General features: G+C 37.3%; 14 protein-coding genes and 1 pseudogene. 7 read left to right on the top strand and 8 right to left on the bottom strand.

The features are described 5' to 3' along the window. Nucleotides 1–34: 34 nt before the first annotated feature. A complete protein-coding gene (ilvD, locus tag HMPREF2685_RS00510; protein ID WP_004219590.1) occupies nucleotides 35–1,738 on the bottom strand; it encodes a dihydroxy-acid dehydratase in 1,704 nt (567 codons plus the stop codon). Between the two features lie 214 nt (nucleotides 1,739–1,952). On the opposite strand from ilvD, the gene rpmF reads away from it, so the two are divergent. Together rpmF and rpmG are read left to right on the top strand one after the other, a co-directional pair. Continuing rightward, a complete protein-coding gene (rpmF, locus tag HMPREF2685_RS00505; protein ID WP_003009516.1) occupies nucleotides 1,953–2,135 on the top strand; it encodes a 50S ribosomal protein L32 in 183 nt (60 codons plus the stop codon). A 15-nt stretch (nucleotides 2,136–2,150) separates the two neighbouring features. Continuing rightward, nucleotides 2,151–2,300, top strand: a complete 150-nt coding sequence (rpmG, locus tag HMPREF2685_RS00500) for a 50S ribosomal protein L33 (protein ID WP_001265622.1) — start codon at nucleotides 2,151–2,153, stop codon at nucleotides 2,298–2,300. A gap of 72 nt (nucleotides 2,301–2,372) precedes the next feature. Here the strand turns inward: rpmG and HMPREF2685_RS00495 are convergent, their stop codons facing one another. The 3 genes from HMPREF2685_RS00495 to HMPREF2685_RS00485 form a co-directional block, all read right to left on the bottom strand. Next, nucleotides 2,373–3,263: a C39 family peptidase gene (locus tag HMPREF2685_RS00495; protein WP_070464630.1), complete on the bottom strand. Its 891-nt coding sequence runs from the start codon at nucleotides 3,261–3,263 to the stop codon at nucleotides 2,373–2,375. Between the two features lie 14 nt (nucleotides 3,264–3,277). Then, the gene (locus HMPREF2685_RS00490; protein WP_070464629.1) at nucleotides 3,278–4,411 is read right to left on the bottom strand and encodes a hypothetical protein; all 1,134 of its coding nucleotides are present in this window, start codon (nucleotides 4,409–4,411) and stop codon (nucleotides 3,278–3,280) included. Between the two features lie 501 nt (nucleotides 4,412–4,912). Continuing rightward, nucleotides 4,913–5,761: a helix-turn-helix domain-containing protein gene (locus HMPREF2685_RS00485; RefSeq protein ID WP_070464624.1), complete on the bottom strand. Its 849-nt coding sequence runs from the start codon at nucleotides 5,759–5,761 to the stop codon at nucleotides 4,913–4,915. Between the two features lie 170 nt (nucleotides 5,762–5,931). Between HMPREF2685_RS00485 and HMPREF2685_RS10065 the strand changes: the two are divergent. From HMPREF2685_RS10065 to HMPREF2685_RS00470, 4 genes and pseudogenes are all read left to right on the top strand, one after another. Next, a pseudogene (locus HMPREF2685_RS10065) lies at nucleotides 5,932–6,081 on the top strand (lactococcin 972 family bacteriocin); the annotation flags it as partial. Nucleotides 6,082–6,147: 66 nt separating this feature from the next. After that, the gene (locus HMPREF2685_RS00480; protein WP_070464620.1) at nucleotides 6,148–8,157 is read left to right on the top strand and encodes a DUF1430 domain-containing protein; all 2,010 of its coding nucleotides are present in this window, start codon (nucleotides 6,148–6,150) and stop codon (nucleotides 8,155–8,157) included. 2 nt (nucleotides 8,158–8,159) lie between these two features. Further along, nucleotides 8,160–8,795, top strand: coding sequence for an ABC transporter ATP-binding protein (locus HMPREF2685_RS00475; protein ID WP_061591032.1), 636 nt, complete (start codon nucleotides 8,160–8,162; stop codon nucleotides 8,793–8,795). 817 nt (nucleotides 8,796–9,612) lie between these two features. Continuing rightward, the gene (locus HMPREF2685_RS00470; RefSeq protein ID WP_014713945.1) at nucleotides 9,613–9,843 is read left to right on the top strand and encodes a hypothetical protein; all 231 of its coding nucleotides are present in this window, start codon (nucleotides 9,613–9,615) and stop codon (nucleotides 9,841–9,843) included. 128 nt (nucleotides 9,844–9,971) lie between these two features. On the opposite strand, the gene HMPREF2685_RS00465 is transcribed toward HMPREF2685_RS00470, so the two are convergent. From HMPREF2685_RS00465 to HMPREF2685_RS00450, 4 genes are all read right to left on the bottom strand, one after another. Further along, nucleotides 9,972–10,181 carry an IS3 family transposase gene (locus HMPREF2685_RS00465; RefSeq protein ID WP_305367072.1) on the bottom strand — a complete coding sequence of 70 codons (210 nt, stop codon included), beginning with the start codon at nucleotides 10,179–10,181 and terminating at the stop codon, nucleotides 9,972–9,974. A 96-nt stretch (nucleotides 10,182–10,277) separates the two neighbouring features. Then, on the bottom strand, nucleotides 10,278–10,913 hold the full coding sequence (locus HMPREF2685_RS00460) for an SdpI family protein (RefSeq protein ID WP_070464617.1): 636 nt from the start codon (nucleotides 10,911–10,913) through the stop codon (nucleotides 10,278–10,280). Next, nucleotides 10,900–11,181 carry an autorepressor SdpR family transcription factor gene (locus tag HMPREF2685_RS00455; protein WP_003009465.1) on the bottom strand — a complete coding sequence of 94 codons (282 nt, stop codon included), beginning with the start codon at nucleotides 11,179–11,181 and terminating at the stop codon, nucleotides 10,900–10,902. Before HMPREF2685_RS00455 ends, HMPREF2685_RS00460 begins: the two co-directional genes overlap by 14 nt. A 780-nt stretch (nucleotides 11,182–11,961) precedes the next feature. Beyond that, nucleotides 11,962–12,564 carry a hypothetical protein gene (locus tag HMPREF2685_RS00450; protein WP_049486045.1) on the bottom strand — a complete coding sequence of 201 codons (603 nt, stop codon included), beginning with the start codon at nucleotides 12,562–12,564 and terminating at the stop codon, nucleotides 11,962–11,964. Between the two features lie 211 nt (nucleotides 12,565–12,775). Here HMPREF2685_RS00450 and HMPREF2685_RS00445 point away from each other — a divergent pair, with 211 nt between their 5' ends. After that, nucleotides 12,776–13,693, top strand: a complete 918-nt coding sequence (locus HMPREF2685_RS00445) for a helix-turn-helix domain-containing protein (protein WP_003015436.1) — start codon at nucleotides 12,776–12,778, stop codon at nucleotides 13,691–13,693. Nucleotides 13,694–13,814: the final 121 nt, after the last annotated feature.

Here is a 13,814-nt window from a genome sequence, read left to right as displayed (position 1 = left end):
ACTGTGCGGAGGTGGGACAAAGTCGTCCTTGTAATTACTGTTTACCAGACTGTTCCATATTCCAGAAGTCGGTTACAGCACCACGTGATGCTGAAGAAACGATGTGGGCGTATTTACCCAGAACCCCACGGCTATACAGTGGTGGCAAGGTTGTTTCAGCTTTCCGTTTCGCCAACTCTTCGTCTGAGACGTGCATGGTGATTTCTTTGGTATCTTGGTCAACTGTTACCAGATCCCCTGTGTGGAGGTAGGCGATTGGACCGCCGACCTGAGCTTCAGGCGCGATGTGTCCAACAACGAGACCATACGTACCACCAGAGAAGCGTCCGTCTGTCAAGAGGGCCACCTTGTCTCCTTGGCCTTTACCAACGATCATGGATGACAAGGACAGCATTTCCGGCATACCAGGACCACCCTTAGGACCCACGAAACGAACAACAACAACGTCGCCATCCACAATTTCATCCGAAAGAACCGCTTCAATGGCAGCTTCTTCTGAGTCAAAGACCTTAGCAGGACCAGTGATGTTACGAACTTTCACACCTGATACTTTGGCAACCGCCCCTTCTGGAGCCAAGTTCCCTTTCAAGATGATCAATGGACCATCCGCACGTTTTGGATTTTCAAGTGGCATGATGACTTTTTGACCTGGTGTCAAATCAGCAAAGGCTTCCAAGTTCTCAGCTACTGTTTTACCAGTACATGTGATGCGATCCCCATGAAGGAAACCATTCTTAAGAAGATATTTCATGACGGCTGGCACACCACCGACATTGTAAAGATCTTGGAAGACGTATTGACCAGAAGGTTTCAAGTCTGCCAAGTGAGGCACACGCTCTTGGAAATCATTGAAGTCTTCAAGTGTCAAATCAACGTTGGCCGCATGAGCGATCGCGAGCAAGTGAAGGGTCGCATTGGTGGAGCCACCCAGCGCCATAGTCACTGTAATCGCATCTTCAAAGGCTTCACGAGTTAAGATGTCAGATGGTTTCAGTCCCATTTCCAACATCTTGACAACAGCACGACCTGCTTCTTCGATATCGGCCTTTTTATCAGCTGATTCAGCAGGGTGAGAAGAGGAACCTGGTAAGCTCATCCCAAGGACCTCGATCGCTGTCGCCATGGTATTGGCCGTATACATCCCACCACAGCCACCAGGGCCAGGGCAGGCATTACACTCTAATTGCTTCACTTCTTCAGCGGTCATATCACCGTGATTCCATTTCCCGATACCTTCGAAAACAGAAACCAAGTCGATATCTTTTCCATCGAGATTCCCTGGAGCAATGGTCCCACCGTAGGCAAAGATCGCTGGGATATCCATATTGGCAATGGCAATCATGGAACCAGGCATGTTCTTATCACAGCCCCCGATGGCTACAAAAGCATCCACGTTGTGACCGCCCATAGCAGCTTCGATAGAATCCGCAATGATATCACGTGACGTCAAAGAGAAGCGCATTCCTGGTGTCCCCATAGCGATCCCATCCGCAACCGTAATGGTTCCGAATTGAACCGGCCAAGCTCCTGCATCTTTCACACCTTCTTTGGCCAGTTTTCCAAAATCGTGAAGGTGGATGTTACAAGGGGTATTTTCCGCCCATGTCGAAATCACTCCGACAATCGGTTTCTCAAAGCTTTCATCGGTCATTCCCGTCGCGCGAAGCATGGCACGGTTGGGAGATTTTACCATGCTATCGTAGACACTACTACGATGGCGTTTGTCTAATTCTGTCATGTCATTCCTCTCGTTCCATTTTTTACCATTATAGCATAAAAGAAGGCCCAAAGACAGATCCAAACTTTGAGATCAACTAGGGAGAAGAAACTTTTCCCAAAAATTTCAATTTTTTTGTCAAGTAACTTTACTTTACAAAAAAGTTTTGTTATACTGTTACAGTTGATGAAAATCAAACCTAATTGAATTTATATCTTAAAAGGAGAAAAACGAAATGGCAGTACCTGCACGTCGCACATCAAAAGCGAAGAAAAACAAACGTCGTACGCACTACAAAGTAACAGCTCCATCTGTAAACTTTGACGAAGCAACTGGAGATTACTCACGTTCACACCGTGTATCACTTAAAGGATACTACAAAGGACGTAAGATCGCTAAAGCTGCATCAGCTGAATAATAGAAGGGAGATACCATGCGCGTAAATATTACACTTGAACACAAAGAATCTGGTGAACGCTTGTACCTTACTTCTAAAAACAAACGTAACACTCCAGACCGTCTTCAATTGAAGAAATACTCACCAAAACTTCGCAAACACGTTGTGTTTACAGAAGTTAAATAATAGAGTTTAAAAAGCCTTTGAAATCAATGTTTCAAAGGCTTTTTTCTTTTATTCATTTCACGACTTACTTTTTCACCAAGCATAATTTTTCTCACCACACGTAGCCATTGCTGCTAACAGCTCCTCTGGTGTCAGTTTCTTCAAGCCTCCATAGGTTGGATCCTGTACATGTGTATCGGGGTCTAGATAATAGATTGCTGCGATGTCCTTGCTATCTGCTGTTAATTCATAGCCTACTCCAATCACATTATGTTCCCCACGTTTTCCAGGATAGATTTGAGCTACATTAAAGGTGTAATAGAGAGGATAGCCATCATCAATATCTTTGCGCACGCGTTCTTTAAAGAGGCGGACATCTTCAGAACCTGGACGAGCGTCTGTTACAGTAGCTAGTCGATAACCTGCTTGGTTTCCACTTGGTTCTGGATAGCCAAATAGATTCTGATTCAAGACGCGAATCGCATCTCGATTATGAGTCCCATAGGGATTATAAGTCCCCATTTCCTTAGCTAATTGATGTTGAGAGACGCTAACCCCTCGACTAGCCAGCATCATATGGACTGTCGCCGGAGCACAGAAATACCATTCTTCTTGAAGTTTTAGAGGAATAGGCAATAGTTTTCGGATCACTTGATTCTCTTTGCTAGATGATTCTTGCTTGAGCGATTGAGAAGGTTGCGTGTTCTCTGGCATTGAAACTTGTTCCTGTTTTGAAGATGGCAAAGTTTGCTGAGTTCCAACTTCTGCGCCGTCTTCCTTGATTTTTAATCGCTCTGCTACTTCTGCTGGCATTGGAGGATTAGGTTCTGTACGCTCCTTTGTTTTTACACTAACTGTTGTTGATGAAGCAGATGTGACCTTACGAGAGCTGGAAGGACTTGTTTGGCTTTCTTTTTGTGTCTCTGTACAGCCAGATAAACCAAGCAAAGCTAGAAATACAAGAAATAAATGAACTTTTCTCATGATTTTTCTCCTTTCTACCATTCCTGATAGCGCATTACGGAGTATTCATTTCGATAGATTTCACCTTTTGGAATCTCACTATCCTTCTTTTTGAATTGAATCCATAGAATCCCTTTATCCGATAGTAAAATGGGGCCATGATCATATAAATAATGAATCCGATGCTTTAAATCCCACAAATAATATTGAGATTTAACACGCTCCTCACTTCTTCTTTCTCCCATATATGTGAGATAAATATTGCGATATATGGAGGTTTCTGCCTGTGAAGTAGAAAATATCTTTTTATGGTTTTTATTTTCGAAGGTAAGCGAAGCATCTTTATTATTTGCAACCAAGTAAAGGAGATTGTGCCCGTTCGTCAATAAATCGACATAATAGCGTTGATCATCCTTTGTTTGATCTATAACTTTTTTCTGCCCATCATTTAAGGAGTAGGCTACAATTTTTGTAGTTAAAGCTGTATTATCAATTTGTACATAATACAAGTGATCTTTAAAGACAGTCGGAAAACCGCTATTTTCTGATTCAATCGTCTGATGAGTCCCTGTTTCAAGGTCAAATTCTTCAATTTGATATAGGCTATCGCCTACTTCATAATTTATAAAGAGTTTCTGGTTGGATCGAGCTACTTGAGTAACTGGAACCGTTCCAATAGGTCTCCTATCGATCAGTGTCGTTAAAGATTTGTCTTTTATCTTCCAAAGATAGTAAATCCCTGTCTGATTGAGTTGATCATACTCTTCAAAAACAACAATATCATGATCTACATAGCTAACAGCTACATGAGTCAGATTAGATGTCTTTTCAACATCTTTTATCTTTTGAAATTCCTTGGTATGTAAATTTATACTGGCAAGATAATTCTGATCTTCGTGTCCTTGGTCAACAGCCTCGCCATAAGCAATCCCATCATTTGACAGCGCGGTAGGTGTAAAGATTTTCCCATCTGGATAAGGGATAGAAATAGAATTTTTTAATAAATCTTCTGCCTTTCTTTCCTCGAATCCTATTTTCCTAGACACATTGGTACTACCGGAAGGAGATTTTTTTTGTGGTCCTACAAGAGTGCAGGCTGATAAGAGAATGATAATACCAAGGATGATAAAAGTTAAAAATTTTTGTTTGACAAGATCTTTTTTCTTCATCAGCCTATACCTCCTGACTTAAGCATTACTTCATTACCTATTTATCTACAATAAAAAGATAACGAACGATTTTAAAATTGAAATCTATTTTTTTCTTTCTAGAATAATAATACACAAAATAAAAAAGCAAATGTCAAATTGTCTCTTATATACACATTGTATAACTAGATAAATGAACTCAAAATATTTTCCCCAGTATTTAGTGGTTCAAACTATGCTATCAAAGTCTTCTGAACGGAAATCTCTTTATTTGATAATTGAAAATAATTGTATTTCATATTAAAAACACCTCAAATATTAGATGAACTCTAACATTTGAGGTGCAATTCAAAATTATTATTTGTTAAATTAAATGATCATTTTTTCAAATATTGCTTAACTAGCTGATCTAACGGGATAATGTGTAGGTTGCCATCCCTTACCCAATAACCATTGAGCATGGATACAACAATATGTCGATTATATCTTCAAACCGTTTTATGACTAAATCCATTTAGAAACTCATTCCTTGAAAAAGCGATTCACATCTGACTGACATGCTTCCAACAGTGTTTTTTCATCCGTTAATTCGAGTAGCTGCAATCCTTCATCGACCAACTTTTTATCCGTTAAACAAATTCCAAGTGTAACTTTAGCATTTCCTAGAAAATCATATCGCTTACTTTTTTTTGCCGTATCTAACAATAGATAACTAATCCTCGTACATTTCTCCATCAAACCATTCCACAGAAAAATACTAGCTAAATTTGAGAGTAATTTATACTTGGTGGGAAGAATTTCTGTATAATCAGAGTAATCATTGAGCCTATCTATCACTTCATCACAGATAGAAATCACTGTTTCTAGTGGAAGTGTAAATAAAATAACGACAATTAATTTGAGGTCACTATGATACCAGACATCCTGATTTTTGATTTCGTTCCAAGCTTCCGTGGCCATCATTCTTGCCTTCTCATTTGGACCAGATTCTCGTAAACAAAGAATGACCTCTACTCTCTTTAGTATATTTGACACAGGAATATCATTAGGATGTTTTTTTAAATAAGCTACACTCTTATTCTTCAGTTCCAATAATTTATCATTTGATTGGTAGGCATTGTTATCTTCTGCCAATAAGATAATTTCTTCTCTATCGGAATGGTGGTAAGAATGGCATATATATCGAAATTCTTCGAAATCTAGGCCAACTTGCTTTAGAAGATGCTCCATCAACTCAAAACTAGGCACTACTTGGTTCGATTCAATACGCGACAAGTGCGCTCTTGAAGTGTAATCCTGGCAAACTTCCTCTTGACTAATATGTTTTGACTTCCGTATTTTTTTATAGATCGTACCGTAATCCCAACGCATAACAACTTCACCTCTAATTATGTGTATAAATGTTACATTTTTACACTTCGTTATGTGTTTAGTATATCATATATATAGAAAAAGGAGGTACAGATATGCAAAAGAAAATCACTATTTATTTTTTGTATTAATGCTTTCACAATCCAAATAACTGGGGTGCATTTTCAAATTATTACCATGATTACAAATATCACTGGTCAAGCGTAACTCGTGCAAGAGATAGTAAATCATCATATGCTTACGCTCCTTCTCATCAGACCTCAAGAGCTTTTATAAATAGAAATTTTGGTGAAACAGTATATTTTAATTACGGATTTTAAAAAAATTCATAGCTCATAGAAAAGATTATATTACAATTCATGAAAATTTTAGAAAGTGAGTAAAGTATGAAGCGCTTCTTTGTCATCCTTTCAAATATCTTTATAACAAGTTTTCTACTTTGGATTTGTTTTTCAACCTCATATGTGGTTATTCACAATAGTTTTCCAGCTATTGCTATTCTTTCCCAGAACAAAGAGGTATCAAAAGATCAGGTAAAATACAGTTTAGATCAATTAGCAAATGAAACAGACAGTGTGATTGGTGAACAAATTGAAACAATAGACGATAAAGGTAAGGTTCATTTTTCCTATGCAATATTTGGATCTGGCCATATCCCAAATGGCCTTGTTAAAGCTAGTGAAGAAGATTTTTACAATAGTGGCTTATTGTCCAATTATTATATTTTATCTGGAAATCTCACTCTAGATAGATTAAATCATGAACTTCAATCATTGGGTTTCACACAAACATTTGTTTCATATCCAAATATTTTTCTTAGCTTATTTACGTATATGGGAAATGGTAGTCAATTACTCGTTTTGGTCATTTTTCTACTAACTTTTATAGCCTTAATGATTATTCAAAAAACCAAGGAAATGCGAACAGTTGGGATTCGATATATTTCTGGATTGCACCTAACTCAGATTTTTGGAAACTCAATTATTAGTGATTGTGGAGATTTACTTTTAGGGATAATTACAGGGGTTTTTCTTGGAATCTGTGGTGTAAGTCTATTCCATATCACACCATTTTCTATTCCAGTTATTTTTTCAGCTAGCATAACTTATAATTTGTTACTTTTGTTCCTTTCTATACTCTTTAGCTTTCTTTATGTTTTAAGTATTAAAGCGGTACATTTGGTTTCTTTACTCAAAGGAAAGTTACCTTTGAAACCGATTATGGGTATTCTTTACTTGGGGCAATTGGTTGCTTTTCTTTTAATAGTACTTACCATTCATAGAACAAGTATCTATTCAACTATTTGGCAATTGCATCAGGCTGGAGATACAGCATGGTCAAATCAAAAAGATTGGGTATTGCTTTCAACAAATAGGGAGTTTGGGGCAGAGGCTAGAAATCAGGATAGTAGAAAAATGTTGGAAGAACAATGGAAAAACTTCATAGAAACTGGCATTCAGAATGGAGGAATGCTTGTTCAGCATCCATTAGCATCATTCGATCTAAAAGGTCTGTCTTCACATCCCTTAATGGGAAAAATGTCGATAAATGACTACAATCCGTATGCTAATAGCTTATATGTGACTCCTAATTATCTAGATGTTCAGAATGTAGAATTAAATGAAGAAGATAAGAAGAGCATTAATAGCCTTGGAGAAGGAGAATTTGGACTACTATTGCCTGAAAAATTAAAAGATCAAGAAGATAAATTGCGTCAAATTTATGAAGATTTCCTAGCGATTCGAAACGATAAGGGAAATAAAATTCAACAGGCTATGAAAGCTCGTGTTTTCTATATTTCAAACAATAAGAAGCGTTTCGTATATAATTCTACACCAATCTCATATCAACAATTTCTAAGTGATCCTATACTTATTGTCCTTAAACCAAGCTCTTTTGGAAAAAATCGAAATGATTTCTTCACTTATCCATCTGATTATCTGTATTTTAAAGGTTTGGATGCCACTAAAAAACTAGTTGAACAAGGTGGAATAAAGAAATATATCAGTCAGTATGATCTTGCCTATTATGTTTATCGTGGTATGAGTCACAACATTCAAGTTGAAATATTGACAATCATTGCTGGTGGTTTTCTCGGTATTGCTACCTCAATTCTACTCTTTAATACAATGACAATCCTCTACTTTGAAGAATTTCGTAAAACTATTCTTATTAAGAAAATATCAGGATTAAATTTTTTTGAGTTACACCAGAAATTTTTTATCTGGCAAATAGTTATCTTCATTTTGGGAGGGGCTATTGGTCTTTTGCTAACAAATAAACTTTGGGTAGTCTTTCTAACCTCTTGCGTCTTTGGTTTGAATTCTATTTTAATACTAATGCATCGTTCTCGTAAGGAAGATAGGATGGCTAGTATTATATTGAAAGGAGCATAGAAATGATTAAGATCCATCAACTAACAAAAACCTTTGGGAACCGGACGGTATTTAGTGATTTGAACTTAAATTTTGATGCAGGTAAAGTCTATGCTCTTATCGGAAATAGTGGTTGTGGCAAAACAACCTTACTAAATATGGTAGCCAAGCTAGAACCTTATGATCAGGGAAGTATTCAATATAAAGGAAAAGATTTACGAAAGATTAAACCAACAAACTATTTCAGAAATGAACTCGGTTATCTCTTCCAGAATTTTGGACTTATCGATAATAAAACTGTTTCAGAAAATTTAGATTTGGGATTAATTGGTCATAAATTAGACAAACAAAAAAAGAGAGAGACCAAAGAAGAAGTATTAGATAGAGTAGGACTATCTTATATTCAACTAGATCAAAAAGTATATGAGCTTTCTGGAGGAGAAGCACAACGTGTAGCCTTGGCAAAAATCATTTTAAAAGATCCTCCTCTAATTTTGGCAGATGAATTAACTGCCGCTCTTGATCCTGAGACCTCACAGGAGATTATGGACTTACTCCTAACATTAAAAAATAAGGAACGTCTGATCATTATTGCAACACATAATCCAACCATTTGGAAACAAGCTGATCAAGTGGTAAGCCTAAAAACTAGTCAATGAAGAATAGGGTAATAGCACAGATTTTCATTACGTTACATATTCATTTCCTGACAAAACATCCCGAAGGTTAAGTGCACCCAAATAGTTAGATTAATAATTTATCCAAAGGATTTAGTTCTGTATTGCACAGGACTGAGTCCTTTTCTACTATTTGTATAAAAGTGTATACATTTTTAATCTATAGTCGTAGAGATTTAGTAAAACTACAGCGCAAACTTCCTCTTGACTAATATGTTTTGATTTCCGTATTTTTTTATAGATCGTACCGTAATCCCAACGCATAACAGCTCCACCTCTAATTATGTGTATATATGTGACATTTTTACATTTCGATATATGTTTAGTATATCATATATATTAAAGAAAGATGTGATAAACGTGAAAAAAATCACTATTTATTCTTTATAGCATCACTCCCACTCTTCAACTTGTTAGATAGTTGGCGATGGTGGGGATTCCATTCATTGAAGGGATGTGTCCATAGATGAACAAAAGAAGCTTCAAAAAAATGTTTCCAATATTTATTTTAGGTATCATTGTAGGTCTATTCTTAATCCCATTACTTAGACCACTTATAGTTGATTGGCTAAAAACTATATTTGGTTAATAGTAACGATAACCTTATTTAACAAAAAAGTTTTCCCTTTTATTTTTTAATAGCATTGTTTTGACAAATTAACTTCCACGTTTATTGGCGGTAGAAGTTGGTTTGAGAATTTAGCATTTTGATGACCTTAGATCCTTATAATCCTACAAGTACAGGTATGACTTTTAGTTTTAGATATTCTCATTAGTTTAATTAAAGGAGATCCGTGTTATGGTAACGAAGTATTACAAGTACATCCCTTGGTTGATCTTAGGAGCTATTGGATCTTATGAATCCGCAACTTATTTTGGACATAGTACATTTGATATGCTGTATTTATCTATTGTTTTTATGATTGTTTACGTAGCTTTGTTCATTCTACACGAAAAATATCTGAAATATAAATATAAAGAAATATTTACACATATTATGAGCAATCCTGAAAAAGATCATCATCCTTAGTAAGATAAAGCATAATAAAGCCCTAGCAACCAGATTGTACTGACCCAAAAAAAAGTTAGGCAAATAGGCTATCCAAAGGATTTAGTTCTGTATTTTACAGGACTAAATCCTTTTAGTTTTTCCTTAATTCATTTGTTGCTGTAATAATCAATATAGTCTACAATAGCTTGTTCCAATTGATTAAGCGACTTAAATGTATTCTCATAACCATAAAACATTTCTGATTTCAAAATGCCAAAAAAGGATTCCATCATGCTGTTATCTGGACTACGTCCTTCATAGCGAAACTTCATCTGATACGCTTTCAGATGAAGGAATTTGGTACGCTCTTTTTTCAATTTGTTTTGGCTAAGAAAGCGATGAAATCAAGCACTATAAAAACCAGTAGAAGTTATCCTAACACGGATTTCCACTGGTTTTTACCTTTTTTCATACTAACGATTTTTCCGACTTAATTGATATGAGTACACCATAGGGATAAACACAATGGCGAGGATGACCAGCACCAAAACATAAGAAAGTGCGAATTGAAGTCCTGCTTCAAGTAGAAGGATCAACCCTCCGAGGACCCACAATTTCCCTGCCAAGCGATGAGTTTTGTGCCAGTTATCTTCACTCTGCAAGGTCCAAGGCAGACGGATTCCAACCGTGTGATTCACTTTTAGCTTAGGCATGTAATTGCCCATGATTACAAAGATGAGCCCTAGCAGAACCGAAACAAAAACTGATGGATTGGTAGTAGATCCTAGCGCCTTGCTATAGATGAGATAGGAGGTACTTAAGGAAACGATTGGGGTCAACCAGTAAATCGCTCTGATCATTTTCTCATTCATAGCGCTATTCTTAGAATCGCGACCGATCATAAAGATCATAAACAGATGCACCATGAGATCGAAAATAGGAAGACCAAACACAACCAGGGGTTTCGATTGGAAGTTATTGGCCTGGCCAGCAAAATTGAAGTGAATCGGGATTTGGTTAGGCAATTGCGACCAAATCATCAGCCCCCAAAGCATGGGGAAAAGGATCACCATAGAAGTTAATAGCAATAGTTTTTTATTCGTTTTCATCAGTAGAGTCTCCTTTCAAATCAACGAGCCAGACCATTAAATCCTCCAAGACAGAAGTATTGAGTTCATAGTAGATAAAATTCTTCTCTTTTTCCTCTCGAATTAAATCTGCCTGCTTGAGGAGGCTTAAATGATGAGAAATGGTCGCTCCTGCTACATCAAAGTGGCCAGCGATATCTCCCGCAGATAATTTCCCCGCCTTTAGCAGTTCTAAGATACTTCTTCTTATCGGATTCGATAAAGCTTTAAATGTTTGCGCAAAATTCATTCTCTATCTCCTCTAATCTATTTAGAAATATTTCTAAATAGATTCTAGTACTTTCGGATGGGTTTGTCAACTCTATTTAGAAAAAAATCTAAATAGTTTCTGTTGTAAAAAAATATCAGACCTAAGACCGATTCTTATAAACAGCGTCTTTTCTTAAGTTTTCTTTAAGAAATCAGCCTTATAATAAAACCATCAAATGAAGACCTCCTAACTTTGTTTGATAGAAAATCCTAAACTTTTTCATAATAATCTCCCTATAAGAGCCACCAAAACCGGTGGCTTTTTCTATGTACCTTAGTGAGTCAAGTCCAATAGGGACTTAGACGAACTTAGGTACATTGATGCAGTTCGAACGACAGTGAGAACTACGATCCTTATAATACTTAATGAGGTGAACTCAGAGAGTTCAACCGAATTTAGAGATATTGATGCAGTTTGAGCGAAGCGAAAACTACGTTCCTTATTCCCTTAGCAAACGTTAGTGAGCTTAGGTACGTTGATGCAGTTCGAACTCTAGTGAGAACTACGGTCCTTATAATGCTTAATGAGGTGAACTCAGAGAGTTCAACTGAATTTAGAGATATTGATGCAGTTTGAGCGAAGCGAAAACTACGTTCCTTACTATTTTAGTGAGTCAAGTCCAATAGGGGCTTAGACGAACTTAGGTACATAGATGCCGTTCGGAACTACTTTTTACAGGACAACAAAATAACCTCCACGAGAGCTCTGATTTTTGATCTAGGCTCTCGGGAGGTTTTTTCATCTTTTATCTTTTTGACATTACATATCTTTGTGGATACGATAGGTATTATAAGCAGTGACTACATTAGCAACGGCGCTGACCCTTGAGCTACGTGCGATATCGGCTTGTAGGGCATTGGCTTCCTCTTGCAGATTGACTTGCGTTTCTTGGAATTGTTGCATTTCAAGCAGATTATAGGCTTCTGGCAAGGTAGAGGCACGGCCTTCTGCGATTAAGTTATATAGTCGGAAGAGGTCGTGGTAATTGTAAAATTTTTGTGGGAAACCTTGCATCCCTTGTTGGTAGGCTGGTTGGCTGATTTCCTGGTTATAAAGAGCCTGGGCATTGGCAAGAGCTTGCTTGGCTGGGGCTACAAATACAAAGTATTTGATCGCAATCAACCCACCCATCAATCCGAGCATCAGTAGAAAACCGTGCATCAGGTGACTTTGTTCTAAGAGAAAAATCGTAAAGGCAAAAAGAAGATTGAGGGCCAGTGTGACCGTGATTGGCCCATTGAGTCTCTTCGCTGCTTTATTTAATCGGTTTTGCTGCCGTTGAACTTCATCCCAAGCAACTGCTGCAGGGGCTGTTAGCACGCGCTTTTCATCTAATAGTTGTAAAATTTCTTGTGTCGTCATTGTAAATCTCCTTTTGTTATAAGCGTATCTTCTAGAATTGACCTTATTTTATCAAAAATCCCTCCCTAAAAAAGGGCCATGTAAACTATAGTTTCATTTTTCTTAAAAATCGAAGAATTTCTAGTTTTTTTGTCAAAAATTAAACTCTGAGTTTAATTCCAGCCTTTTTTGAGGTATACTAATGGTATGATAATTGAAAGGAAGTTCCCCTATGTCCTCATCTTCGCCATTTGGTCCAACATTTCGTAAGATTCGTGAAGCACGCGGTCTTTCTCTAAAAGAAGTCGCTGCAGACATTGTCTCTCCTCAGTTCCTCAGCCAATTTGAGCGTTCTCAAAAAGGAGTAACCATTGAGACCTTCTCTCGCCTCTTGCTGTCTATGGGGGTGGATTGGGACACCTTTTTGTCCCATTATCCTGGCTTAACCATTCAAAATTTCAGCCCCATTTTGATGAAACACATCAATCAAGAAAACATGGATTTTCTGTCCATTATTGAGCGCTTAAAGCACGAAAAATCACCTGTTGCAGAGGAGAACAAAGAGCTCTGGCAACTCTATTTGCGCTCACTTGAAATCAATGTCAATAACGCGATGGGAAAAGAAATCCACCTGGAAGACGCACCTGTCTCGATTCAACGAATCGCTCAAGAAGTGCCTTTTGCCTATCAAAATGAAATTGAGCAAGACTTCACCATTGCCCTTTTATCTGTCTTGCCCTATGAAGTCGTCGCTAAGATTCGAAAGGAATCCTTGGAACTTTTTGAAAGCAGTTATTCTGCCTACTCTGCCAATGCATTGGCCTCTTTACTGTTAAATCTAGCTAACTATCTTATTAAAAAAGAACTCTACTTAGAAGCTCTGAATTTTCTTCAATCGATTAACCAGCTTCGCAAGCGCAAACCGATTTTAAACACCAGTATTTCCATGCAGTTAGAATTTATGCAGGTCTATGCCCTCCTTGGCTTAAATGACAAGGAAGGGGTTTACCGTGCCAAGCAGGTCCTAAAAGCCTTGGAAGGTTTGATTGCCCTCGAAAATTTTGGAAGCCCGCTTGTTCAAATCAAAACAAAATTCATGTTGCGAGTCAATGAACTCAACAAAACCGGCATTGATTTCTTCAGCGAATAAAGATATCTCAGACTTTAGACCGATTCTTTCGATCAGCGCCTTTTCTTAAGTTTTCTTTAAGCAAACCGCCTTATAATAAAACCATCAAATAAAGACCTCCTAACTTTGTTTGATAGAAAAT

The organism is Streptococcus sp. HMSC074F05, from assembly GCF_001808725.1.
In the GTDB taxonomy this organism is placed as follows: Bacteria; Bacillota; Bacilli; order Lactobacillales; family Streptococcaceae; genus Streptococcus; species Streptococcus parasanguinis_I.
Note: the sequence above shows the minus strand (reverse complement) of the source record. Positions and strands in the feature narration are given on the sequence as shown.